The following is a 22,105-nucleotide window of genomic DNA, read 5'->3' as shown; positions in this document are numbered from 1 at the left end:
TCCAGCGGATCGCCCTCGATGCAGATAACTATCGATGAGGTAATGCAATGACCAAGAGCAAAATATTGGGTCGCCGTGTGACGACCTTTGGCATTCTGGGGGCGCTGGCCGCCGTTTCTGCCGGGTTTGCGCATGCCGACGAAACCGTGAAGGTCGGTGAAGTTGCGCCTCTGACCGGTCCGGCTTCCTATCTGGGCAAGGACACTGAGAACGGCGCCAGGCTCGCGGTCGAGGAAATCAACGAAACGGGGCTTGTCGTCGGCGGAAAGAAAGTCACGCTGGTTCTCGACACCCAAGACGACGCTGGCGACCCGCGCCAGGCCACGCAGGTCGCACAAAAGCTTGTCGACGACAAAGTAGTGGCAATAGTCGGGCACATGAATTCAGGCACGACGATTCCGGCTTCCAGGATCTACAGTGACGCCGGTATCGTGCAGGTCTCGCCGTCGGCTACGAATCCGGCGTACACGCTCCAGGGCTTCAAGACCGCATACCGCGTGGTGGCAACCGATGCCCAGCAAGGGCCGGCCCTCGCCGATTACGCGACTCGGACGTTAAAAGTCAGGACCGTCGCTATCGTCGACGATGCCACCGCATACGGGCAAGGTCTGGCGAATGAATTCGAGAAACGTGCGAAGGCAGACGGTCTCTCGGTGGTTTCGCACGACGCGACCAACGACAAGGCTACCGACTTCCGCGCTATCCTGACAAAAATCAAGGGCGCGCATCCGGACGTAATCATGTATGGGGGCCTCGATGCAACGGGTGGCCCGTTTGCGAAGCAGGCCAGGCAGCTCGGCATGACGCAGAAGATTCTCGCAGGCGACGGCCTGTGCGCCGACGACCTTTCAAAACTCGCTGGCGACGCGGCCGATGACGTGATCTGCTCCATCGCCGGCTCGCCGCTCGAGAAGATGCCGAAGGGTCCGGCCTTCGTGCAGCGCTACCAAAAACGCTTCGGTACACATCCTGTCCTGAACTCGCCCTTCGCTTATGACGCTGTGTACGTCATTGCCGAAGCGATGGAGCGTGCGGGCTCGACGGCCCCAGACAAGATTCTTGCCGCAATGCCAGCGACGAACTATGAGGGCGTTCTCGGCCAGACACAGTTCGACTCGAAGGGCGACCTGGTCCACGGGACGATTTCTCTCTACAAGTACGTCGGTGGAAAGCAAACCCTTCTCGACTACGTGAAGAACTAACCCGCCAGGGTCTGCTGGTCAAACCGGCACAGCTGCAGCGCTGCGGTCGTGTCGGTCGTACTTCTTCTTTTCACTCCTGCCGCATTGCTAGCGAAACGCCACGTCGGTCTACACGATAGACCGCTTAGACAATGGTCGACGCACTGTCGCCCGCGAGCAGCAGTTGCGGCTGCTGTACAAACGACCATCCGGGCGCAGTCCGGTCGAACACCCAGATCACGTCGAACCGATCGTCGGGCCATGCGCAAGGCACGTTGGGTGCACCCGGCAAATGCGCTACGAGCGACGGTAGTACTTTATGTTCCCAGGCAATCAAGACCACGCCGGTCTGCATAAGTACGTCCGCCATCAGCGCAGCGCCGTCGTCTTTGCCGTAGGTCGTCTCGTACCTGACTTGAGCGCACGCGCGCAACACGGCCACAAGCGGCGCGACAGTCTGCATCGAACGCTTGCTCCCGTTGCCCTTGCCCGCGCCCGCCGCGTACACCGTAGAAGGCCGCAGCCGCCCTCGCAGCCGCCCTTCGTGTTCATCTTCGGGCGCCGAGAAGAGCTGCGCAAGCGCTCCCGCGCGCTGCCAGCCTCGCACTGCAAGGCTCGCTTCGTCGGTGTGGCCGTCGGCATCCACGCCGCTTCCAAATACGGCGGACGGCTTCTCCGCGTGCCGGATAAGAAGAATGCGATGCGGTCCCATTCTGGTCCTCCCGAAACCGCGGGGCGAGCGTGGATTGTTTCACGAGTCTCTGCGCGTTGACTGCCGTCTTGTCTGCGCACTGGCTGTGCCTGGTAGCCGCTCCACACCAGTGGCGGCGGGAGGCAGCGGCGTCGGAGCCGTCGTGCCCGGCTTCCCCCAAGGCATCCGCCTTGCTTCTCAACGTATTTCCTGAACACGAGGAGCGAGGCATGGACGCCACCACCCGGCCCAATGTGAAGGCCCGAAGCCGCCTCGGCAACTGGATGCCGCAAAAGGAACAGGTCGCGGCGGACTTTCGCCGCCAGATCGCCGCCGCCGCGCTCGAGCGTGCGCGCAGCACGCCATTGGCGAATGTCGTGCGCGAACTCGCCGACCTCGTGCAAGGGGACACGGTGCTGCGTATGAATCTCTCGCGTGCGATCGACGAAGCGTCGCGCGCGGGCTTCGAACTCGGATACGGCAATATCGACGAGTTGATGACGATCGTCGATTACCTCACGACCTACGCGCCGCCCTTCAATGCCTCCGTGCCGATCGCCACGCCGCTCAATCTCATGCTCGACTGGCCCATGTGCATGCCGTCGGGCTATGCCGTGTTCCGCGACCCGGCCTTCAATGCGCAATTGCGCAACGTGCTCTCGTACTGGTGCGGTTTCCTGAGCGGTCCGCATTCGCGCACCCATCTCACCACGCAGGCGCCGCACGGCTGGTTCAGCGAGCAAGCACAGGAGACGATGCATCTGGACGATTACCTGTGCGAACGCTCGCAGCCTTATTGGGGCTTCGCATCCTGGAACGACTTCTTCACGCGGCGCCTGCGCGAAGGCACGCGCCCCGTCGACGAACCGTCGAATGCGGCCGTGATCGTCAACGCCTGCGAAGCGTCGCCCTACGACGTGAGCGAGCGTTGCCAACTTCACGACCGCTTCTGGATCAAGGCGCAGCCGTATTCGCTGCGCGAAATTCTGGCCGGCACCGAGCGAAGCGTGGCTGAACGCTTCGTGGGCGGCAGCGTGTATCAGGGTTATCTGAGCGCGTTCAACTACCACCGCTGGCACGCGCCCATCGCAGGGACGGTACGCGAGGCATACAACGTGGACGGCACCTATTACTCGGAAATCGAGGCCGAGGGCACCGACGCGCGCGGCCTGAACGATTCCCAAGGCTACACAACGGCCGTCGCGGCGCGTGCGGTCATGCTGATCGAAGCCGACGAAGCGGCGCTTGGGCTCGTGGCCTGCGTATTCGTCGGCATGGCCGAGGTTTCTTCGTGCCGCATCGTCGCGCTGCCGGGCCAGCACGTGGACAAGGGCGAAGAGCTCGGATTCTTCCAGTATGGCGGCAGCACGTATTGCCTCATCTTCCAGCCCAGCGTGATTCGCAGGTTCGAACCGCGGCCGCCATACCGCGACGACGCTTCCGCTCTCAAGGTCAATTCGCGGCTCGCGCTCGCCGCTGTTTGACCGGCGCGAGCGCGCAGTGCAGCGCGGCGGCGTGACATCCCTTGCCGCCGGCTCACGGGAACGGTCAATGCGCTGGCAACGGGCGTGCACGCATTCGCGATGAGGCGAGACACCGCGTGCGCCAGGCCAACCGCGCGCGCTTCGTGCGGTACACAGAAAACACGCAACGTCATTCGAAGAGGTAAGGACCATGAACGAACATCGCCCCGCCCCACCCATGCCCGAACAGCAGCAGGACCGCACGCCTGGGCGCACCGCGCCCATGGACCCGCAGCCCGATCACGGCGAAAAGAGTTATCGCGGATCGGGGCGGCTTGCCGGCAAGGTCGCCCTCGTCACGGGCGGTGACAGCGGCATTGGCCGCGCGGTATGCATTGCGTTCGCGCGCGAAGGCGCCGACGTCGCCATCGCGTACTTCGACGAGCACGACGACGCGAAGGAAACCGCGCGCTGGGTGGAAGACGCCGGACGCCGCGTGCTCCTTCTGCCCGGTGACATCCGCGACCGCGCGTGGTGCCGCGAGATCGTGAGCCAGACCGTGCGCGAACTGGGCAAGCTCGACATACTCGTGAACAACGCGGCGTATCAGATGACGCACGAGTCGATCGAATCGATCAGCGACGAGGAATGGGACCGCACCTTCGATACGAATATCGGCGCCATGTTCCGTATTTCACGCGAGGCCGTCGCTCTCATGCAGCCAGGCGCGGCCATCGTCAACACCGCGTCGATCAACGCGGACAAGCCCAAGCCCACCCTGCTCGCCTATGCCGCCACGAAGGGCGCGATCCAGAACTTCACCGGCGGCCTCGCCCAACTCGTGGCCGGGCGTGGCATACGCGTGAACTGCGTCGCGCCGGGGCCGATCTGGACACCGCTCATTCCGTCGACCATGCCGGCCGAATACGTGCGCGCCTTCGGCAAGGCGACGCCAATGGGGCGGCCAGGGCAACCTGCGGAGCTAGCCGGTGCTTATGTACTGCTCGCGTCGCACGAGGGCAGCTACATCTCCGGCGCCACGGTTGCCGTGACGGGCGGCACGCCGCTCATCTAGACGGCGGACCGAAAGCGATCCAGATGCGGATGCCACATGCACTCGCAGCAACGTTCCACTTGCCACCGCACGGCATAGTGACAACACATCCATGCAAAGGAGACGACAATAATTCAGGTTCGCGAAGCGATGTCACGCGAGGTCGTACATATCGCTCCTGACACGACCATCCGGCGCGCCGCCGAACTCATGCGCGACCATGACGTTGGGGCGCTGCCGATCTGCAACGGCGCGTGCGATGAGAATCAGCGGCTGGCGCCTGTGCTTTCCTTACCGGCGCTGGTTGCCGCGACGATTGCGTCAACCAGCGCCGGTAACGCAACGGGCTTGGTGAGCCGCGCGGCGAACAGCCGGCGTTCGCCGCCGCTGGAATCATCAGCGCGCGCAGCCTGCCCCGTCATGGCGATAGCTGGAAGCGTTTTGCCCGCATAGTCGCCGCGCGCTTCCATGTCACGTAGCGCCGCGACGATTTGCGCTCCGTCTTCGCCGTCGAGCTGCAAGTCGCACAGCAGCACATCGGCCCACCTGGCGCGCGACGTCACGCGCAACCCAGCGAGCCATCGCGCACCGCTGCTTTCCTGCTCTACGATCGCCCCATGCAATGTGAGCGCGGCTTCCAGAGCATCGCGCGTTTCCTCTTCGTCGTCGAGCACGGCGACGCGCAGACCCGCGAGTTCGCCGCCGCGCGCCGGGGTGTGCTCGGGCAGCAGCGCATGGAGCGGCAGCACCGCGGCGTAGCGCACGCGGCGGTCCTGCGGATCGAGCGTGAGACTCGCGCCTGCCTTGCGCAGCAGCGCTTCGATACGCGCGAGCGCGCTGTCGTCGAGCGGTGCGGGCCGCGCGCCGCCCGCCACGCCGAGCAAAACCGTGTTGGCGCTGCGCCGCGCGCCAAGCTCCACCCCGCGCTTTTCTCGCGTGGCCCCCGCCGACGTAACCGAAGCCGCGATCGACGCGGCGTTCTGCACTTCGTTCACCACGAGCAGCGTGAGGGCCTCCAGTAACGCGTCGCCGTTCGCGACAGTGGCATAGAGCCCATCGTCGGGTTGCGTGACGAGCCGCGCGGCCGCTTCGCCCAGCGATTCACGAACGCGCACGGCCACGCGTGCAAGCAACTTCGCCACGTTCACCGGCGTCGTCACGAGCCGCCGCTCAGCGTGCTCGAGATCGTCCTGCTGCCATTGCATCGCCCACATTTTCGCGTACACGCCCTCGCGGGCGAGCAGCGCCTCGTGCCGCCCCTGCTCGACGATTCGACCGTGCTCCATCACGAGTATCCAGTCTGCATCGACAATCGTAGAGAGACGGTGCGCGATCACGATCGTCGTGCGCCCGTGCGCGAGGCGCCGAAGCTCGTTCTGGATCGCGCGCTCCGAGCGCGTGTCGAGCGCAGAGGTCGCTTCGTCGAACACCATGATGCGCGGGTTCTTGAGAAGCGCACGTGCGATTGCGATGCGCTGCCGCTCACCGCCCGACAGGCGCACGCCGCGCTCGCCCACACGCGTTTCGTAGTGGTCGGGCAGACGCTCGATCAACTCGTCGAGCTGGGCCGCGCGCGCGGCGCGCACCACATCGGCCCGGGTGGCGTCGGGTTGGCCGTAGGCGATGTTGTATGCAATAGTCTCGTTGAACAGCACCGTGTCCTGCGGCACGATGCCGATCGCTTCGCGCAGGCTGGACTGCGTGGCGTGCGCAATATCGTGGCCGTCGATGGCGATGGTCCCGCGCTGCGGCTGGTAGAAGCGGAACAGCAGCCGGATCAGCGTGGATTTGCCCGAGCCGCTACCGCCCACCACGGCGACGGTGCGCCCTGGCTCGGCCAGGAACCCCACATCGTGCAGGATAGGCCGCCCGGCGTCATAGCCAAAATCGACGTGCCGGAACGCCACCTCGCCTTCGCGCACGACTAGCGCGCGTGCTCCGGGCGGGTCTTCATCCTCGCCCGGCGTGCCGCGCACGCAGAGGATGGCGAAGAGCCGCTCGACGTCGACGAACGCATCGTTGGCCTCGCGAAACACGAAGCCGAGTGTATTGAGCGGTGCGCACACCTGAATGATGTACGCGTTGATGAGGATGAGGTCGCCCACCGTCATCGCGCGAGTCAGCACGTTCTGCACGGCGATCACCATCACCGCCGCAATACCTGCCGCCACCACTCCGCTCTGGCCCACGTGCAGCACGGTCAGCGCGCGCTGGTTCGCCGTGCGCGCGAGGACCCAGTCGTCGAGCACGCTGCGCAGCCGCGTGACTTCGTGCTGCTCCGTCGAAAAGTACTTGACCGTGTCGTGATTGAGCAGGCTGTCGACGAGCCGACCGTCCGCCTGCGCCTCCAGCGTGTTCACCGCGCGCTGGAACGCGAGCCGGCGGCGCGTGTAAATCGCGGTCCAGGTCCCATAGCACGCAAAGGTCCCGGCGATGGCGAGCACAAAGGCGCTGTCGTAGTGCGACGCGACGATCGCCACGACCACGGCGATTTCGAACACCGTGGGCAGCACCGAAAAGAGCGCGGTGCCGAGCAGGAAGCCCAGACCGTCCGCTCCCTTTTGGACGTCGCGCACGATCGCACCCGTTTCGCGCTGCGCATGAAAGCGCGCGCCCAGCCGGTGCAGCTGAGCGAACGTGCGTTCGCGCAGCGTGGCCACCGCGCGCTGCACGACGATGCTGAACGCCACATCGCGTGCCTCGCCGAGCGCGTCCGACAGGAAGCGCAGCAGCGCATAGACGATGGCGAGCAGCGCCGGCAGCGCGGCCAGCGAGTGAAGGTGGCCGAGATCGTCGATCAGATGCTTGAGTGCGATCGGCACCGAAACGGCGCCGAGGCGCGCCAGGATCATCAGCGACGCCGCCGCTGCGGTGGCGCTGCGATGCCGCCACAGCGCCTCGCCGAGCGTGCGCAGGATGCACGAGCGCACGGCGCGCCGGCTGGGCGTGGCTCCATTCATCGCGCAGCTGCCTCCGAAGTGATCGTTGATCGGACCGGTGCGCAATCGACGCTCCCGCAACGCGCAGCCAGCCGACCTTGCCCGCGGCGTTATCGAAACGTCTTGCCGCCTGGTGTAAAAGCGCGTCGTCGTTTGGTGCATGCGTACCGGTTTTTGTCACTGGTTCGTCACCGGTTGACGGCGCCGATGCAGACGGTCCGCCGATGCCCGCTTCGCGCGTTACCGGCCAGACCCGCGCACCCCGCCTGCCTCATTCCCTGCGCACTCCAAACCAACGGCACAGCAAATGCGCTTACGCCGTTGCACCGGGTGCAACATTCGAGCAGCTCTTCCGCGCCCTCTTTTGCACGCGGCACATCGCTCGCCACCCACTTCTCGCGAGGACACGTCATGAAAATCGCACTCGTCAGTGAACACGCGTCGCCGCTCGCCGTGGCGGGCGGCGTCGATACCGGCGGACAGAACATCTACGTCGCGCATGTCGCGCGTCAGCTCCAGCGCGCCGGACATCAGGTCGACGTCTTCACGCGGCGCGACCGCGCGTTGTTGCCACGCATTTCGCACATGGATGGCGTGCGTGTGATCCATGTGCCGGCAGGGCCGGCCATGCAACTGCCCAAAGAACTGCTCCTACCCCACATGCCACAGTTCGCCGAATTTCTCGTGAACTTCTGTCGAAGTGAAAAGCGGCCTTATGACGTGATTCACGCCAACTTCTTCATGTCGGGCCTGGCGGCGCTCGCGGTCAAGGACGCGCTTCGTGTGCCGCTCGTCATGACGTTCCATGCACTCGGACGCGTGCGGCGCCTCCACCAGGGCGCGAATGACGGTTTTCCCGATGAGCGCTTCGCGATCGAAGACGAGCTCGTGCGGCGCGCGGACTGTATCGTCGCCGAGTGTCCGGCCGACCAGACCGATCTCGTCGAGCACTATCGCGCCGACCCCGCGCGGATTGCCGTCATCGCCTGCGGCTTCGATCCCGACGAGTTCTCGCCAGTGGAGCGCCGGCAGGCGCGCCGTCGTCTGGGCTGGTCCGCCAGCGAATTCTGCGTGTTGCAACTCGGCCGCCTCGTGGAGCGCAAGGGCATCGACAACGTCGTGCGCGGTGTGGCCGCGCTCGAGGCGCGCCACGGCGTGAAAGCCCGGCTCTACGTCGTGGGCGGCGACGCAGACACGCCCAACGAAATCGCCACACCCGAGATCGCCCGACTGCGCGGCATTGCGCACCGCTGCGGGATCGAGCCACGCGTGACGTTCGTGGGGCGCCGCGCGCGCTCGCAGTTGCGCGACTTCTATAGCGCCGCCGACGTGTTCGTGACCACGCCGTGGTACGAGCCGTTCGGCATCACGCCCGTGGAGGCAATGGCGTGCGCCACGCCTGTCATCGGGGCGGATGTGGGCGGTATTCGTCATTCGGTGCGTCACGGCGAAACGGGCTGGCTCGTGCCGCCGCGCGACCCCCAGGCGCTCGCCGAGCGCCTGCTCGCCATTCATGGCGACCCCGCGCACGCCCGCGCGATGGGCGAAGCGGGACGCAAGCGCGCCCAGGCGTACTTCACGTGGCGGCAGATCGGTCTCGAACTCGAAGACGTCTATGCGCAGCTCGCCGGAGTACGCCTCGACGCGCGCGAGCATGCGAGAGAAGCCATCCAGGGCCGCGTGCTGCGCGCCGTGGGTTGAGGAGCAAACCCTATGCTGAACCGAACCCCAGGGCCCCGCGGATTGCCCGTTACGCGTCCAGCGGTGTTCCTGGACAAGGATGGCACGCTGCTCGAAGACGTGCCATACAACGTCGAGCCCTCGCGCATGCGTTTCGCCCCGGGCGCCGCGCAGGCGCTCGCGCTGTTCGCGCGAACGCCGTTGGCGCTTTTCGTGGTGAGCAACCAGCGCGGCGTTGCGCTGGGGCGCTTTGCGCACGCGGCGCTCGGCGGCGTAGAAGCGCAGTTGCGCCGCATGTTCGCCGGCTGCGGCGCCACGCTGCATGCTGCGTACTGGTGCCCGCACGACCCGCTCGGCCATGTGGCGCCCTATGCGTGCAACTGCACCTGTCGCAAGCCTGCGCCCGGCATGCTGCTGCGCGCGAGCCGCGAGCATGGCATCGACCTCGCGCGCAGCTGGATGGTCGGCGACATCCTCGACGACGTGGAAGCGGGCAACCGCGCGGGTTGCCGCGCGATCCTCGCCGATTGCGGCAATGAGACCGAGTGGCAAAGCGCGCCAGCGCGCCTGCCCTACGCGATCGTTGCGGATCTGCACGAGGCGGCGCAGGTGATCGTCGAGCGTTACGAGCACGAACGGCGCGTGCGGGCGGCAACGCACCACGGCGCACAGGAGGAGGCGTTGCGATGAACGGAACCGCCTTTGCCATCGCGCCGCGCGATGCGCACGCGCGCTCGCCCCGCCGCCCGCCTGCAAGCGAGCCCTGGGGGGCCGACGTCGAGCGCATTCTCTGCGTACGCATCGATCAACTAGGCGACGTGCTGATGACCACGCCCGCGATGCACGCGCTGCGCGAAAGCGCGCCGCGCCGCCATATCACGTTGCTGGCTTCCGCCGCGGGCGCGGCCATGGCGCGCTATCTGCCCGACGTGGACGACGTGATCGAATACGACGCGCCATGGGCCAACGGCACTCATGCGCCCGCCAGGCGACACGGCGGCGGCGCCGGCAACGAAGACGCCGTGCTCGCGCGCGTGCGCGCCGGACGCTTCGACGCCGCGGCAATCTTCACGGTCTACAGCCAGAATCCGCTGCCGGCCGCAACGCTGTGCTATCTCGCGGGCATCGAGCGGCGTCTCGCACATTGCCGCGAGAATCCTTACGGATTGTTGACCCACTGGCAACCAGAGCGCGAACCGCACCTGGATGTGCGTCACGAAGTCGAGCGGCAACTCGCGCTCGTGCGCAGCGTGGGCGCAAATCTCGCCGATCCCGCGCTGGCGCGCATGCGCGTGCGCGTGGACCGCGCCGCGCGCGCCACGCTCGCGGACAAGCTGCGCATGCACGGCGTCGATCCGGCCGAGCCTTGCGTCGTCGTGCATGTGGGCGCGAGCGCGCCTTCGCGGCGGTATCCCCCGGCGCTCTTTGCCGAAGCGCTCGAGTTGCTCGCGCCCACGGTGCGTTGCCCGTTCCTGCTCACGGGGAGCCTCGCGGAAGGCGGGTTGACGCGCGAGGTGATGCGCTTTTCGCGCTCGCCCGCACGCACGCGGCTGGTCGGCCTGGCGGGCTCGCTCACGCTAGGCGAACTGATCGCGTTGCTCGACCAGGCTTCACTGCTCATCGCCAACAACAGCGGACCGGCGCATCTCGCCGCCGCGCTCGGCAAACCCGTCGTCGATCTCTACGCGCTCACGAATCCGCAACACACGCCGTGGATGACGCCGCATCGCCTGCTCTATCGCGACGTGGCGTGCCGCTGGTGCTATCGCGGCGAGTGCCCCGAAGGCCACCACGCGTGCCTGCGCGGCGTGCCGCCCGACGACGTCGCGCGAGCGGCGCGCGAACTGCTGGAGGAGGCCGGCGCGCTCGTGGCGCCGCCCGTCTGAGCCTTGCAACCCGAGGCCGTCTGCATGCATCGAACGTGCAGAAGACCCAATGCGACGGGAGACCGTTCATGTACACACTCGGAATCAATGCCGTTTATCACGACAGCGCCGCCGCGCTGGTCCACGACGGCGTGGTGATCGCCGCCGCCGAAGACGAGCGCTTCACGCACGTCAAGCACGCCAAACGGCCCGTGCCGTTCTCGACATGGCAACTGCCCTTCGACGCCATCGACGCCTGCCTCAAGGAAGCCGGCATCACGCTAGGCGACATCGATCACGTTGCCTACTCCTACGACCCGGCTCTCTTTCCGGATATGCCGATCCGGCCCGGCGCGACCATCGCGTTGCCACTGGAGCCCTCTCGCGCGCGCATGGAAGCCAACGCGTCGCCATGGGACCCGCTCTTTCTCAGCTATATCGTGAACGCGAAGGCGCAGTTGCTGGACGGCGCGCCGCATCATCTGCGCAAGCGCTTTGCGGGCGTGGACCGCGAAAACGGCTTCATCTGGCATAACGTCGAGCACCACCTCGCTCACGAAGCAAGCGCGTTTCTCGCGAGCCCGTTCGATGCATGCGCCGTTCTCACCATGGACGGCCGCGGCGAAGGCGTCACCACGAGCCTTGGTGAATTTCGCGACGGCAAGTACCGGCGCATCACCCAGGTAGAGTTGCCGCATTCGCTCGGCCTCCTCTACGAAGCCGTGACAGGCTGGCTCGGCTTCCTGCATTCCTCCGACGAGTACAAGGTCATGGCACTCGCCTCGTTTGGCGAGCCGGCCTATGCCGACCAGTTCCGTGAAATCGTGCAGTACAACGGCAATGGCCACTACACGGTCGCCGACCCGCACCTCGTGGACCGCTTCGGCGTGCCGCGCGAACGCGGCGGCCCGCTGGAGCAGCGGCATTTCGATATCGCCGCCTCTCTGCAACTCGTGCTGCAAGAAACGGTGCTGGAGATGGCGCGCTGGCTCCATACGCGCACGGGCCTGCCGAAGCTGTGCATGGCGGGCGGCGTAGCGCTGAATTGCGTGATGAACTCGTACGTGCGAGATAACGGGCCGTTCGACGACATCTGGGTGCAGCCCGCCGCGGGCGACGCAGGCACCGCGCTCGGCGCGGCGCTCTGGACCGACTACCGCTTGCGCGGCGAAGCAGCGCAAGCCGCAGGCGAACGCGCGGAACGCCGCTGGCAGATGGACCATGCCTACCTCGGGCCGGCGTTCGACGACGAGACCATCGAGCAATTCCTGCGCTGGTCGAAAACGCCCTACCGGCGGCTCGACAACATCGCCGAGGAAGCCGCGCAGCTGCTCGCCGACGGCCAGGTGATCGGCTGGTATCAGGGCCGCACGGAGTTCGGCCCGCGTGCGCTCGGCGCCCGTTCGATACTCGCTTCACCCGTCGATCCCGGCATGCAGGCGAAGCTCAACGAGATCAAGGACCGCGAGGACTTTCGGCCGGTCGCGCCGGTCGTGCTGGAAGAGCGCGCCGCGCAATGGTTCGTGGGCGCGCGGCGCGCGCCGTTCATGCTGTTCATCTTCGACGTGCAGCCCGGGAAGGCCGCGCGCATTCCCGCCGTGCGCCACGTGGACGGCACCGCGCGCATCCAGACCGTGAACCGCGACCAGCATCCGCTCTACTACGACCTGATCGCGGCGTTCGAGCGGCGCACCGGCGTGCCGGTGCTCGTCAACACGTCGTTCAATACCCGCGGCGAGCCGATGGTCAACTCGCCGCGCGACGCGCTCGAATCGTTCTGGACTTCGCCGCTCGATGCGCTCGTGATCGGCCCCTTCCTCGTGCGCAAGAGCGAGGCGCGCGCATGAAGCCCGCCGACGTCGAGTTGCGCGAGTCGCGGCCCATCGGAGCAGGGGAGCCCCAGTTCGACGGCTACGCGGGCGCGCTGCTCGAACACTTGCGCATTGCCGTGGTCGTGCCGACGTACCATCGCGCGACGCTGCTCGAACAGTGCCTCATCGCGCTGTGCGCACAGGATCTCTCGCCTGACGACTATGAAATCGTCGTGTGCGACGACGGGCCCGACGACGCGACGCGCGCAACGGTGGAATGCATGGCGGCGAGGCAAGCCCCGCGCGGACTCGCGATCCGCTACGTGCCGGTGCGCGCCACGCAGGGCCCGGCCGCTGCGCGCAACGCGGGCTGGCGCGCGGCGCACGCGCCGCTCATCGCGTTCACCGACGACGACACGATTCCGGAGCCCGGCTGGCTGCGCGCGGGGCTCGCCGCACTCGCTCACGCGCACGCCGCGGCGGGCCGCATCGTCGTACCGCTGGGCGAGGCGCCGAGCGATTATGAGCACGACGCAAGCGGCCTCGCGCACGCCGAATTCGCTACGGCCAACGCGTTCGTGCAGCGCGCGACGCTAGCACAGATCGGCGGCTTCGACGAGCGCTTCACAGCGGCGTGGCGCGAGGACTCGGACCTGCAGTTCGCGTTGCTGCAGGCGGGCGCCACGGTGATACGCGCCGACGATGCCGTGGTCGTGCACCCTGTGCGTCCCGCGCGCTGGGGCGTGAGTCTCGCGCAGCAGCGCAAGAGCCGCTTCGAGGCGCTGTTGTTCCGCAAGCATCCGGCGCTGTATCGCGAGCGCATTGGGGCGGGGCCGCCGCTCCTTTACTACGCGGTGCTGATCAGCGTATTCATGCTGCTCGCCGCTCTCGCCTGGGGTCAGCCCAGGGTCGCCCTGGCTGCGTTCGCCGCATGGATCGCCTGCACCGCTGCGTTCTGCGCACGCCGCTTGCGCGGCACACGGCGCGACGCGCGCCATGTAGCGGAAATGATCTGGACGTCGCTGTGGATTCCGTTTCTCTCGATCTTCTGGCGGCTCCAGGGAGCCGTCAGTTACCGCGTGTGGTTCCTCTAACGGATGCGCCGCCCATGCCGACTCTGCTCGAAGCCCTCGCCCCCCGCCGCATCGTGATCTTCCGCGCGCTGCAGCTCGGCGACATGCTCTGCAGCGTGCCCGCGCTGCGCGCGCTGCGCGCAGCCTGCCCCCACGCGCGCATCGCCCTCGTCGGTCTGCCGTGGTCAGCCGATTTCGTGGCGCGCTACCCCATGCTGGTCGATGAGCACATCGTCTTTCCCGGCGCGCGCGGCTTTCCCGAACAGGCCGAGGACGAGCGCGGCCTGCCTGCGTTTCTCGACGCGATGCGTACGCGCCGCTTCGACCTCGCGATCCAGCTCCATGGCAGCGGCGGTGTGGCGAACGTGCTGGTCGACGCGTTCGGCGCGCACGCGCTCGGAGGCTTTAGCCAGCCCGGCGAAGCGCCGCCGCCAGGCTGTTACGTACCGTGGCCCGATGCGCTGCCCGAGCCGCAGCGCTACCTCGCGCTCATGCACGCGCTGGGTGCGCGGGGCCATGCGCTGCGCGACGACACCCTCTGGTTTCCGCTCTACGACGCGGACTACGCTGCGTGCGACGACCTCCTGGAGCGCTTTGGACTCGAGCCCGGGCGGCTCGTGCTCGTGCATCCCGGTGCGCAGTTGCCCTCGCGGCGCTGGCCGGCGCAGCGCTTTGCCGCCGTTGCCGATGCGCTCGCCTGCGACGGCTGGCAGATCGCCGTGACCGGCATCGCAGGCGAGCGCGAGTTGACCGCGAGCGTGCTGGGCTGCATGACGCGCACGGCTCATCATCTCGCGGGCGAAACCACGCTCGGTGCGTTGGCGGCGCTCGTGCGCAAGGCCCGGCTCGTGCTCTGCAACGATACGGGCATCTCGCATGTAGCGGCCGCCATGCGCACGCCGAGTGTGGTCGTCGCTTCAGGCAGCGATACGCGGCGCTGGGCGCCGCTCGACCGCACGCGGCACCGCGTGCTCGCCGATTGGCCCACTTGCCGGCCCTGCTCGTTCCACACCTGCCCGTACGGACACCCTTGCGCGCTCAACGTGAGCGCGGAGCAGGTAGCGGCCGTTGCACAAGCGCACTTGCTCGACACCCACGGCATGCCCGGCTTCGCGGGGCGCAGCTACGCTGCCGCCATGCCGATGAGGAGGACCCCGCCATGCTGATGCGAAACACGCGGCCCTTGCGTGTGCTCACCTGGCACGTACACGGCAACTATCTTTACTACCTCACGCAGGCGCCGCACGACTTCCATGTCGTGACCAGACCGGGGCGCCCGGCGGGCTACGCGGGCCGCGCGGGCGTGCTTCCCTGGGGCGCGAACGTCCATGAGGTCGCTGCCGAAGACGTCGCCTCGAATGCGTTCGACGTCGTCGTGTACCAGCAGCGCAGCCATTGGGAGCATGACCGGTTCGAGCTGCTGAGCGACGCGCAGCGCCGCTTGCCGCGCGTGTATATCGAACACGACCCGCCGCAGGAGGCGCCGTTTGCGCAGCGGCACTGGGTAGACGACCGCGGCGCGTTGCTCGTGCACGTCACACCGTTCAACGCGCTGATGTGGGACAGCGGCGCGACGCCCACGCGCGTGGTCGAGCATGGCGTGCTCGTGCCTGAAGGCGTGCGCTACACGGGCACAACGCCGCGCGGCGTCGTCGTCGTCAATCATCTACGCGAGCGCGGGCGGCGGCTGGGTGCGGACGTGTTCGAGCAGGTGCGCCGCGAGGTGCCGCTCGATCTCGTGGGCATGGACGCGCAAAGCCTCGGCGGCATCGGCGAGATCTCGAACGTCGAGCTCGCGCGGTTCGTTGCGAGCTACCGCTTCTTCTTCAATCCGATCCGCTGGACCAGCCTCGGTCTCGCCATTGTCGAGGCGATGATGGTCGGCCTGCCCATTGTCGGTCTCGCCACGACGGAGCTCCCGAGCGTGATACGCGATGGCAAGAACGGTTTCATCGATACGCGCATCGATCGCCTGGTCGACTGCATGCGCACGCTCATCCGGGATCCCGCGCTCGCGCGCCGCCTCGGCGAAGGCGCTCGGCGCGACGCGCTCGAACGCTTTTCCATCGATCGCTTCGCCCAGGACTGGGATCTCGCGTTGCGAGAAGTGACCGCATGAACGTGGGGGCTGCAGCGCTTTTCAAAGGACGGCAAACGTGAAAGAACTGATCCGCAAACGCATTCTCGTCACCGGCGGCGCGGGCTTTCTCGGCTCGCATTTGTGCGAGCGGCTCGTGGCGCTTGGCCACGACGTGCTGTGCGTGGATAACTTCTATACCGGCTCGAAGCGCAACGTGGCGCATCTGCTCGACAACGCCAATTTTGAACTGATGCGCCACGACGTCACCTTTCCGCTGTACGTGGAGGTGGACGAGATCTACAACCTCGCCTGTCCCGCCTCGCCGGTGCACTATCAGCACGACCCGGTGCAAACGACCAAGACGAGCGTGCACGGCGCGATCAACATGCTCGGGCTCGCCAAGCGCGTGCGAGCGAAAATGTTGCAGGCTTCCACGAGCGAAGTCTACGGCGACGCGCGACGCCACCCGCAAACCGAGGACTACTGGGGCCACGTGAATCCCATTGGCCCGCGCTCGTGCTACGACGAAGGCAAGCGTTGCGCCGAAACGCTGTGCATGGACTATGTGCGCCAGCACGGCCTCGATATTCGCATTGCGCGGATCTTCAATACGTACGGACCGCGCATGCATCCCCGCGACGGCCGCGTCATCTCGAACTTCGTCATGCAGGCGCTGGCTGGCGAGCCGCTCACCGTCTATGGCGACGGGTCACAAACACGCTGCTTCTGCTACGTGGACGATCTGATCGACGCTCTCGTGCTGCTCATGAGTCGCGCAACGCCCCTGGACGGTCCCGTGAATCTCGGCAATCCACAGGAAATCTCGATGCTCGACGCGGCCCGCTGCGTGATTGCCGCCGCGCAGTCGACCTCGGAAATCGCTTTCGCGCCGCTGCCTGTGGACGATCCGTGCCGCCGTTGCCCTTCTATCGAACGCGCACGCGCGCTGCTTGGCTGGTCGCCGCACACGACGTTCGATGCCGGCTTGAGCGCAACCATTGCGTATTTCCGGCGCGAGATGAAAAGCGCCGATCCAGGAGGCTTGCTGACGAGCACCGCCGCGGCACCGGCAAATACAATCCGTGCGGAGACGCCGGCATGCAAGGTCGCTTCTTCCTGAACCGCCGCATCAGCGTGGTCGTGCTCACGTACAACCGGCGCGCCGAAGTCATGCGCACGGTCGCCTCGCTGCTTCGTCTGACGGAGCGTCCCGAGGTCATCGTGGTGGATAACGGCTCGACCGACGGCACGCCAAACCTGCTCGCCCAGACCTATCCGGGCTTGCGCGTGCTGCGCTGCGAAGCCAACCTCGGCGCAGCCGCGCGCAATGCGGGCGCCGCGCGCGTGACGACGGACTACGTGGCGTTCAGTGACGACGACACCGACTGGCAGCCGGGGGCGCTTGCGCGTGCTGTCGAGCTGCTGGACCGTCATGCACGCATTGGCGTGCTCTCTGCGTCCGTGCGCGTGGGTGAGGAAGACACCCTCGATCCCGCCTGCGCGTTGATGGCGGCGAGCCCATTGGCGCATGCGGCTCATCCACTGCCGAATCTGGTCGGCTTCATGGCTGGCGCATGCGTGTTCCGCACCGCCCTCTTCAACGCGTTGGGCGGTTATGAGCCGCGCCTGTTCATCGGCGGCGAGGAAGCATTGCTTTCGCTCGATGTCCTGCAGGGCGGCCTCGACATCGCTTATGCGAGCGAGCTCGAAGTGCACCATCGGCCTTCGCTCGCGCGTGACAGCGCGCTGCGCCGCCGGATGCTGGCGCGCAATGCGGCGCTCGTTGCCTGGCTGCGTCTGCCGCGTGGCGAAGCGCTGACGGCGACGTGGCGGGCGCTCGGCAGCGCGTGCCTTGCGGGGCATCCAGGTGAGGATCTTCGTGAGCTTTGGCGCGGGATTGGCTGGGCCCTGCGCCGCCGACGGCCCGTTGCCGCGCGTGTGCTGCGCATGCGCGCAGCCGTTCGGGAGGCAGAAAAAAGACGGGGCGATCGCGCGCTGCGTGGAGCCCTTGAGCAAGCCGACACGTCGGCTTCGGATTTGTAGTGGAGGTGCGCTGCCTGCACGTCGCTTTGTCGACTGCACATTGCTACGCAATGCTGAGATGCTTCGGATAACGCCAGCCCGCCAGTTCAAGCGCCTTCGCTTCGTCCGGATGCTTGCCGTGAGTCGCACATCATGCTCGATGTCGAGCACGGACGGATCGCCGACGCGGTCATGTCGGGCCTGAACGAGACGGGCGGGCGGCTTTCGCGAGCGTCGAGCGCCGCGAGCGGTCGAACCGCGAGCTGGTACGGATCATGCGCAAACGGAGATACGACAACCACCCGGTCCGCGACGATGCCGAGCCGAATGCCCGTACACGGCCTGCGGTGCTCGAGTCATGAAGCCTCCTTGCACGGTTCAATGGGAAGCACGAGACGGCGCCGTGGAAGGCTGCGCCGGAGATCTCTGAATGCGTGGACGCGCGTCGCTCAGGTTACGTGAAAGGCTCTGCACGTGCTTTTCGATGTGACCCTGTGGGTCAAAGCGGTCATGGCCCTGGTGGAGGGCATCGCGGGTATCGCCATCTGCTTTGCTCCGACGCACGTTTTTTATGCCATCGTGCTCTGGGTGGTTCAGGACGAATTCGCTGAAAACCCGACTGATCGGGTCGCCAGCTTCCTTTTGCACAGCGTGTCGCATTTTGCTGGCGATACCCAGCGCTTTACCGCCCTCTATCTTTTCGCCCATGGCGTGGTCAAGTTGTGGCTCGTCGCCGGTTTGCTTCGCACGAAGCTATGGTATTTCCCGGTGTCTCTCGTCATTTTCGGGCTCTTCATTTCCTATCAGCTTTACCGCTATACGGTCACGCGTTCTGGCTGGCTTTTGTTCATGACTGGGTTGGACATCGTCGTCATCATGCTCACGTGGCACGAATATCGGTATCTCCGGTACAACCACTAGACTCGCCGCTACGGCATCGTTATTGCGCTAGACGCTGGGCGCCCGTTCGACAATCAACTACTGGAGAAACCGTGAACACGACCAGCTATCCCGCGGCCATCGCCGTGGTATGCGCTTCACTTGCATGTTCCCTCGCGCACGCGCAAGGCACCGGCTCGGCGCCCTATGGCACGAACCTCGGACAGCAACCTGCCGCTTCCGGCACGCCGGGCAGCGGGCAATCCGGCCCAAGGGCCCGCGACACACCTTCGCAGCCGCGAGCAGCGCGGGCAAACAGGGCGTCCGCACCGCGTGCCGATGCAGCCAAAGACACGGGTGCAAAATAAGAGCAGCGCCGAGCGCCCGCAGCGGCATAGGCAGCTCTGTGAACCCACTCATAGGCTCCTGGATCGTCGCGACGGACGAGCCCAACGACATGAATCCCTCCTCCGATTTGATCATCGCCCTTCCGGAGGGACTGTACTGCCCGCCAGGGGCGTTTTACATCGATCCGTGGCAGCCGGTCGAACGGGCGATCATTACTCATGCGCACGCTGACCATGCACGCGCAGGTCATCGCCACTACCTGACGGCACAGGCGGGGCTCGGCGTACTGCAGACCCGACTGCCAGGTATCGCAGTGCAGGGTTTGCCGTACGGCGAACAGATCGAAATCAATGGCGTGCGCGTGTCATTACATCCGGCAGGACACGTGCTCGGGTCGGCCCAGGTGCGGCTCGAGCATGCCGGGCGTGTATGGGTCGCATCGGGCGACTACAAGATCGAACCGGACCCGACATGCACGCCGTTCGAACCGGTCCGGTGCGACACGTTCATCACGGAATCGACTTTCGGCTTGCCCGTCTACCGGTGGGAACCGTCGCATGCCGTATTCGACGGCATCAACGCGTGGTGGCGGCATAACGCTGCCGAAGGACTGACGTCGGTGCTGTTTTGCTATTCCTTCGGCAAAGGGCAGCGTGTGCTCGCCGGCGTGGACCCTGGCATTGGCCCGATCTTCTGCCACGGCGCCGTGGAAACGTTGAATCGAATCTATCGTGATGCGTCAGTCGACTTGCCCGGTACGCGACTCGTCGGCGAAATCCCGCTGCACGACAAGGCCGCGTTCAGAGAGGCGCTGATCATTGCGCCGCCTTCCGCGCAAGGCAGCGCATGGACACGGCGTTTCGGTGAGCATCGCGACGCATTGGCATCCGGCTGGATGCGTTTGCGCGGTGCGAGACGCAGGCGCGGAGTCGACCGCGGATTCGTTTTGTCGGATCATGCGGACTGGCCCGGTCTCCACAATGCGATCGAAGCAACGGGCGCAGAACGCGTGATCGTCACGCACGGCTACATCGAGCCGATGGTGCGATGGCTTCTCGCGCATGGATTCGATGCCGGCACCTTCGCAACCGCATATGGCGGCGACGCGATCGAGGCGGACGTCGACGCCGCCCCGATGGAGGACGCGGCGAAATGAAACGGTTTGCGGCACTCTACGCAGCGCTCGACGCGACGACGTCCACCAACGAGAAACTCGAAGCATTGGTTGCCTATTTCTCCGGCGCCGAACCTGAAGACGCGGCGTGGGCGTCGTATTTCCTCGCAGGCGGCAAGCCTCGCCAGTCGGTGCCTACGCGCGTGCTGATCGAATGCGCACGCCATTGCGCCGGCCTGCCGCAATGGCTGTTCGACGAGTCATATCAGGCAGTCGGGGACCTGGCAGAGACGATCGCGCACGTGCTGCCGCCAGCGTCGCGTGAATCGGAGCTGGGTCTGGCGCAATGGGTCGAGCAGCGTCTGCTGACGTTGCGAGGCAGCGAACCGGACGCCGTACGCGAGCGTTTGACCGCCTACTGGGACGAACTGAACTGGAGCGAGCGGTTTTTGCTCACCAAGCTCATCGGCGGTGGCTTTCGCGTCGGCGTGTCACGGCAGCTCGTCGTGCGCGCGCTCGCGCAGGTCGCGGGCATCGACCACCAACGCATCGCGCAGCGCTTCGTCGGGTGGACGCATTCGCACAGGACGCCGACAGCGGCCGGGTATCTCCGGCTTGTCACCGCTTCGGCCGATGGCGACGATCACGACACGTCGCAGGAAACCGACATCGGCTTGCCCTATCCGTTCTTTCTCGCACATCCGTTGCAGGCCGACCCTGCAACCCTCGGCCCGACCGCGGACTGGATCTTCGAATGGAAATGGGACGGCATTCGCGCACAGCTCGTTAAACGCGCAGGACGCGTCTGGATCTGGTCGCGGGGCGAAGACCTCATGACCGATCGTTTTCCGGAGCTGGAGGCGATGGCTGCCGCCTTGCCGGACGGCTCGGTCATAGACGGGGAAATTCTCGCGTGGGAACCGGGGGCGAGCGCGCCATTGCCATTCGCGCGTCTGCAGCCGCGTATCACGCGCAAGTCGCTGACCAGAAAGGTGCTCAGTGAGTCGCCCGCCGCGATGGTCGCATACGACCTGCTCGAAGCCGACGAACGCGATCTGCGCACCCAACCGCTCGTAGCACGTCGCACGCGACTGGATGCGCTTGTTCAGTCGCTGTCGCAATCGCCCGCGATCGAAATGCTGCGCGTGTCGCCAGCCGTCATCGCCGAAGACTGGAACGCGATTGGGCAATTGCGCGAGGAAAGCCGCGCGCGCGGCGTCGAAGGGCTGATGCTGAAACAGCGGACATCGATGTACGGCGTCGGGCGTACCAAGGCATCGGGTACGTGGTGGAAATGGAAGATCGATCCGTTTTCGATCGACGCCGTGCTGCTATACGCCCAACGTGGTCACGGCCGGAGGGCGAGTCTCTTCACAGACTACACGTTCGCGGTCTGGGATGAAGCAGACGGCGTGCGGACGCTGGTGCCGTTCGCCAAGGCGTACTCAGGACTCACCGACGAAGAAATCCGCAAAGTCGATGCAATCGTGCGCAAAACGACGATCGAGAAGTTCGGACCGGTGCACAGCGTCACACCAACGCTGGTGTTCGAAATCGGCTTCGAAGGAATTCAGGCAAGCTCGCGGCACAAGTCGGGCATCGCAGTGCGCTTTCCCCGGATGCTGCGATGGCGCACCGACAAGTCAGTCGAGGACGCGGATACGCTCGGCACGCTCAAGGGCTTCTTGCACGAGGCTCAGACCTGAGCGGGTTCGCACCTGGCGTCTGACTGTTGCACGCGTAGCGTGCCCAAAGCGCTCGCGCTAACGCTCCAGCGCATAGCGTCTGCAATGTTCGAGGTATTCCGCTTCATGGGCCAGCGTCAGTTCGACCAAGCAGCGCCATAGCCACGGCGGAGCATTGACCGATTTCGCATGTCTTGCCCGCAATTCAACCAGCCAGCTT

At 66.1% G+C, this 22,105-nt stretch carries 17 protein-coding genes and 1 pseudogene; 16 read left to right on the top strand and 2 right to left on the bottom strand.

The window, feature by feature from the left end; genetic code table 11:
* The first annotated feature begins 47 nt into the window (after nt 1-47).
* A complete protein-coding gene (locus AB4Y40_RS27100) occupies nt 48-1,202 on the top strand; it encodes a branched-chain amino acid ABC transporter substrate-binding protein (protein ID WP_368690443.1) in 1,155 nt (384 codons plus the stop codon).
* Nucleotides 1,203-1,326: 124 nt separating this feature from the next.
* Here AB4Y40_RS27100 and AB4Y40_RS27095 read toward each other — a convergent pair whose 3' ends face one another.
* Complete coding sequence (locus tag AB4Y40_RS27095) at nt 1,327-1,893, bottom strand: phosphoglycerate mutase family protein (protein ID WP_368690442.1); 567 nt, start codon at nt 1,891-1,893, stop codon at nt 1,327-1,329.
* Nucleotides 1,894-2,102: 209 nt separating this feature from the next.
* Here AB4Y40_RS27095 and AB4Y40_RS27090 point away from each other — a divergent pair, with 209 nt between their 5' ends.
* The 3 genes and pseudogenes from AB4Y40_RS27090 to AB4Y40_RS27080 all read left to right on the top strand — a co-directional run.
* Nucleotides 2,103-3,356 (top strand): phosphatidylserine decarboxylase family protein, encoded by a 1,254-nt coding sequence (locus AB4Y40_RS27090; protein WP_368690441.1) that lies wholly within the window; start codon nt 2,103-2,105, stop codon nt 3,354-3,356.
* A gap of 190 nt (nt 3,357-3,546) precedes the next feature.
* Nucleotides 3,547-4,410 carry an SDR family oxidoreductase gene (locus AB4Y40_RS27085; protein ID WP_368690440.1) on the top strand — a complete coding sequence of 288 codons (864 nt, stop codon included), beginning with the start codon at nt 3,547-3,549 and terminating at the stop codon, nt 4,408-4,410.
* Nucleotides 4,411-4,539: 129 nt separating this feature from the next.
* A pseudogene (locus AB4Y40_RS27080) lies at nt 4,540-4,605 on the top strand (CBS domain-containing protein); the annotation flags it as partial.
* 50 nt (nt 4,606-4,655) lie between these two features.
* Here AB4Y40_RS27080 and AB4Y40_RS27075 read toward each other — a convergent pair.
* Nucleotides 4,656-7,349 carry an ATP-binding cassette domain-containing protein gene (locus AB4Y40_RS27075; protein WP_368690439.1) on the bottom strand — a complete coding sequence of 898 codons (2,694 nt, stop codon included), beginning with the start codon at nt 7,347-7,349 and terminating at the stop codon, nt 4,656-4,658.
* Between the two features lie 390 nt (nt 7,350-7,739).
* Here AB4Y40_RS27075 and AB4Y40_RS27070 point away from each other — a divergent pair, with 390 nt between their 5' ends.
* From AB4Y40_RS27070 to AB4Y40_RS27015, 12 genes are all read left to right on the top strand, one after another.
* Nucleotides 7,740-9,029, top strand: coding sequence for a glycosyltransferase family 4 protein (locus AB4Y40_RS27070; RefSeq protein WP_368690438.1), 1,290 nt, complete (start codon nt 7,740-7,742; stop codon nt 9,027-9,029).
* Between the two features lie 12 nt (nt 9,030-9,041).
* Nucleotides 9,042-9,698, top strand: a complete 657-nt coding sequence (locus AB4Y40_RS27065; protein WP_368690437.1) for a D-glycero-alpha-D-manno-heptose-1,7-bisphosphate 7-phosphatase — start codon at nt 9,042-9,044, stop codon at nt 9,696-9,698.
* On the top strand, nt 9,695-10,894 hold the full coding sequence (locus AB4Y40_RS27060; RefSeq protein ID WP_368690436.1) for a glycosyltransferase family 9 protein: 1,200 nt from the start codon (nt 9,695-9,697) through the stop codon (nt 10,892-10,894). Before AB4Y40_RS27065 ends, AB4Y40_RS27060 begins: the two co-directional genes overlap by 4 nt.
* Nucleotides 10,895-10,962: 68 nt before the next feature.
* Nucleotides 10,963-12,720, top strand: a complete 1,758-nt coding sequence (locus AB4Y40_RS27055) for a carbamoyltransferase (protein WP_368690435.1) — start codon at nt 10,963-10,965, stop codon at nt 12,718-12,720.
* Nucleotides 12,717-13,778, top strand: coding sequence for a glycosyltransferase family 2 protein (locus AB4Y40_RS27050; protein WP_368690434.1), 1,062 nt, complete (start codon nt 12,717-12,719; stop codon nt 13,776-13,778). The genes AB4Y40_RS27055 and AB4Y40_RS27050 overlap by 4 nt, the downstream gene beginning before the upstream one ends.
* Before the next feature lie 14 nt (nt 13,779-13,792).
* Nucleotides 13,793-14,923 (top strand): glycosyltransferase family 9 protein, encoded by a 1,131-nt coding sequence (locus AB4Y40_RS27045; protein WP_368690433.1) that lies wholly within the window; start codon nt 13,793-13,795, stop codon nt 14,921-14,923.
* Nucleotides 14,920-15,876 carry a glycosyltransferase family 4 protein gene (locus AB4Y40_RS27040; RefSeq protein ID WP_368690584.1) on the top strand — a complete coding sequence of 319 codons (957 nt, stop codon included), beginning with the start codon at nt 14,920-14,922 and terminating at the stop codon, nt 15,874-15,876. The genes AB4Y40_RS27045 and AB4Y40_RS27040 overlap by 4 nt, the downstream gene beginning before the upstream one ends.
* 37 nt (nt 15,877-15,913) lie before the next feature.
* Nucleotides 15,914-16,957, top strand: a complete 1,044-nt coding sequence (locus AB4Y40_RS27035; RefSeq protein WP_368690432.1) for a UDP-glucuronic acid decarboxylase family protein — start codon at nt 15,914-15,916, stop codon at nt 16,955-16,957.
* Nucleotides 16,936-17,880, top strand: coding sequence for a glycosyltransferase family 2 protein (locus AB4Y40_RS27030; RefSeq protein WP_368690431.1), 945 nt, complete (start codon nt 16,936-16,938; stop codon nt 17,878-17,880). Before AB4Y40_RS27035 ends, AB4Y40_RS27030 begins: the two co-directional genes overlap by 22 nt.
* Nucleotides 17,881-18,333: 453 nt before the next feature.
* A complete protein-coding gene (locus AB4Y40_RS27025; protein WP_368690430.1) occupies nt 18,334-18,780 on the top strand; it encodes a DUF2127 domain-containing protein in 447 nt (148 codons plus the stop codon).
* Between the two features lie 415 nt (nt 18,781-19,195).
* Nucleotides 19,196-20,242 (top strand): ligase-associated DNA damage response exonuclease, encoded by a 1,047-nt coding sequence (locus AB4Y40_RS27020; RefSeq protein ID WP_368690583.1) that lies wholly within the window; start codon nt 19,196-19,198, stop codon nt 20,240-20,242.
* Nucleotides 20,239-21,906: an ATP-dependent DNA ligase gene (locus AB4Y40_RS27015; protein WP_368690429.1), complete on the top strand. Its 1,668-nt coding sequence runs from the start codon at nt 20,239-20,241 to the stop codon at nt 21,904-21,906. Before AB4Y40_RS27020 ends, AB4Y40_RS27015 begins: the two co-directional genes overlap by 4 nt.
* The last annotated feature ends 199 nt before the right edge of the window (nt 21,907-22,105 follow it).

Origin of the sequence: Paraburkholderia sp. EG287B, assembly GCF_040965595.1 — a bacterium.
In the GTDB taxonomy this organism is placed as follows: domain Bacteria; phylum Pseudomonadota; class Gammaproteobacteria; order Burkholderiales; family Burkholderiaceae; genus Paraburkholderia.
The sequence above is the reverse complement of the archived record's forward strand: the minus strand, read 5'-3'. Positions and strand labels throughout refer to the sequence as shown.

Coding starts and splice junctions, on each gene's coding strand:
- AB4Y40_RS27100 (WP_368690443.1), top strand. CDS start 48: ATGACCAAGAGCAAAATATTGGGTCGCCGTGTGACGACCTTTGGCATT.
- AB4Y40_RS27095 (WP_368690442.1), bottom strand. CDS start 1,893: ATGGGACCGCATCGCATTCTTCTTATCCGGCACGCGGAGAAGCCGTCC.
- AB4Y40_RS27090 (WP_368690441.1), top strand. CDS start 2,103: ATGGACGCCACCACCCGGCCCAATGTGAAGGCCCGAAGCCGCCTCGGC.
- AB4Y40_RS27085 (WP_368690440.1), top strand. CDS start 3,547: ATGAACGAACATCGCCCCGCCCCACCCATGCCCGAACAGCAGCAGGAC.
- AB4Y40_RS27075 (WP_368690439.1), bottom strand. CDS start 7,349: ATGAATGGAGCCACGCCCAGCCGGCGCGCCGTGCGCTCGTGCATCCTG.
- AB4Y40_RS27070 (WP_368690438.1), top strand. CDS start 7,740: ATGAAAATCGCACTCGTCAGTGAACACGCGTCGCCGCTCGCCGTGGCG.
- AB4Y40_RS27065 (WP_368690437.1), top strand. CDS start 9,042: ATGCTGAACCGAACCCCAGGGCCCCGCGGATTGCCCGTTACGCGTCCA.
- AB4Y40_RS27060 (WP_368690436.1), top strand. CDS start 9,695: ATGAACGGAACCGCCTTTGCCATCGCGCCGCGCGATGCGCACGCGCGC.
- AB4Y40_RS27055 (WP_368690435.1), top strand. CDS start 10,963: ATGTACACACTCGGAATCAATGCCGTTTATCACGACAGCGCCGCCGCG.
- AB4Y40_RS27050 (WP_368690434.1), top strand. CDS start 12,717: ATGAAGCCCGCCGACGTCGAGTTGCGCGAGTCGCGGCCCATCGGAGCA.
- AB4Y40_RS27045 (WP_368690433.1), top strand. CDS start 13,793: ATGCCGACTCTGCTCGAAGCCCTCGCCCCCCGCCGCATCGTGATCTTC.
- AB4Y40_RS27030 (WP_368690431.1), top strand. CDS start 16,936: ATGCAAGGTCGCTTCTTCCTGAACCGCCGCATCAGCGTGGTCGTGCTC.
- AB4Y40_RS27020 (WP_368690583.1), top strand. CDS start 19,196: ATGAATCCCTCCTCCGATTTGATCATCGCCCTTCCGGAGGGACTGTAC.
- AB4Y40_RS27015 (WP_368690429.1), top strand. CDS start 20,239: ATGAAACGGTTTGCGGCACTCTACGCAGCGCTCGACGCGACGACGTCC.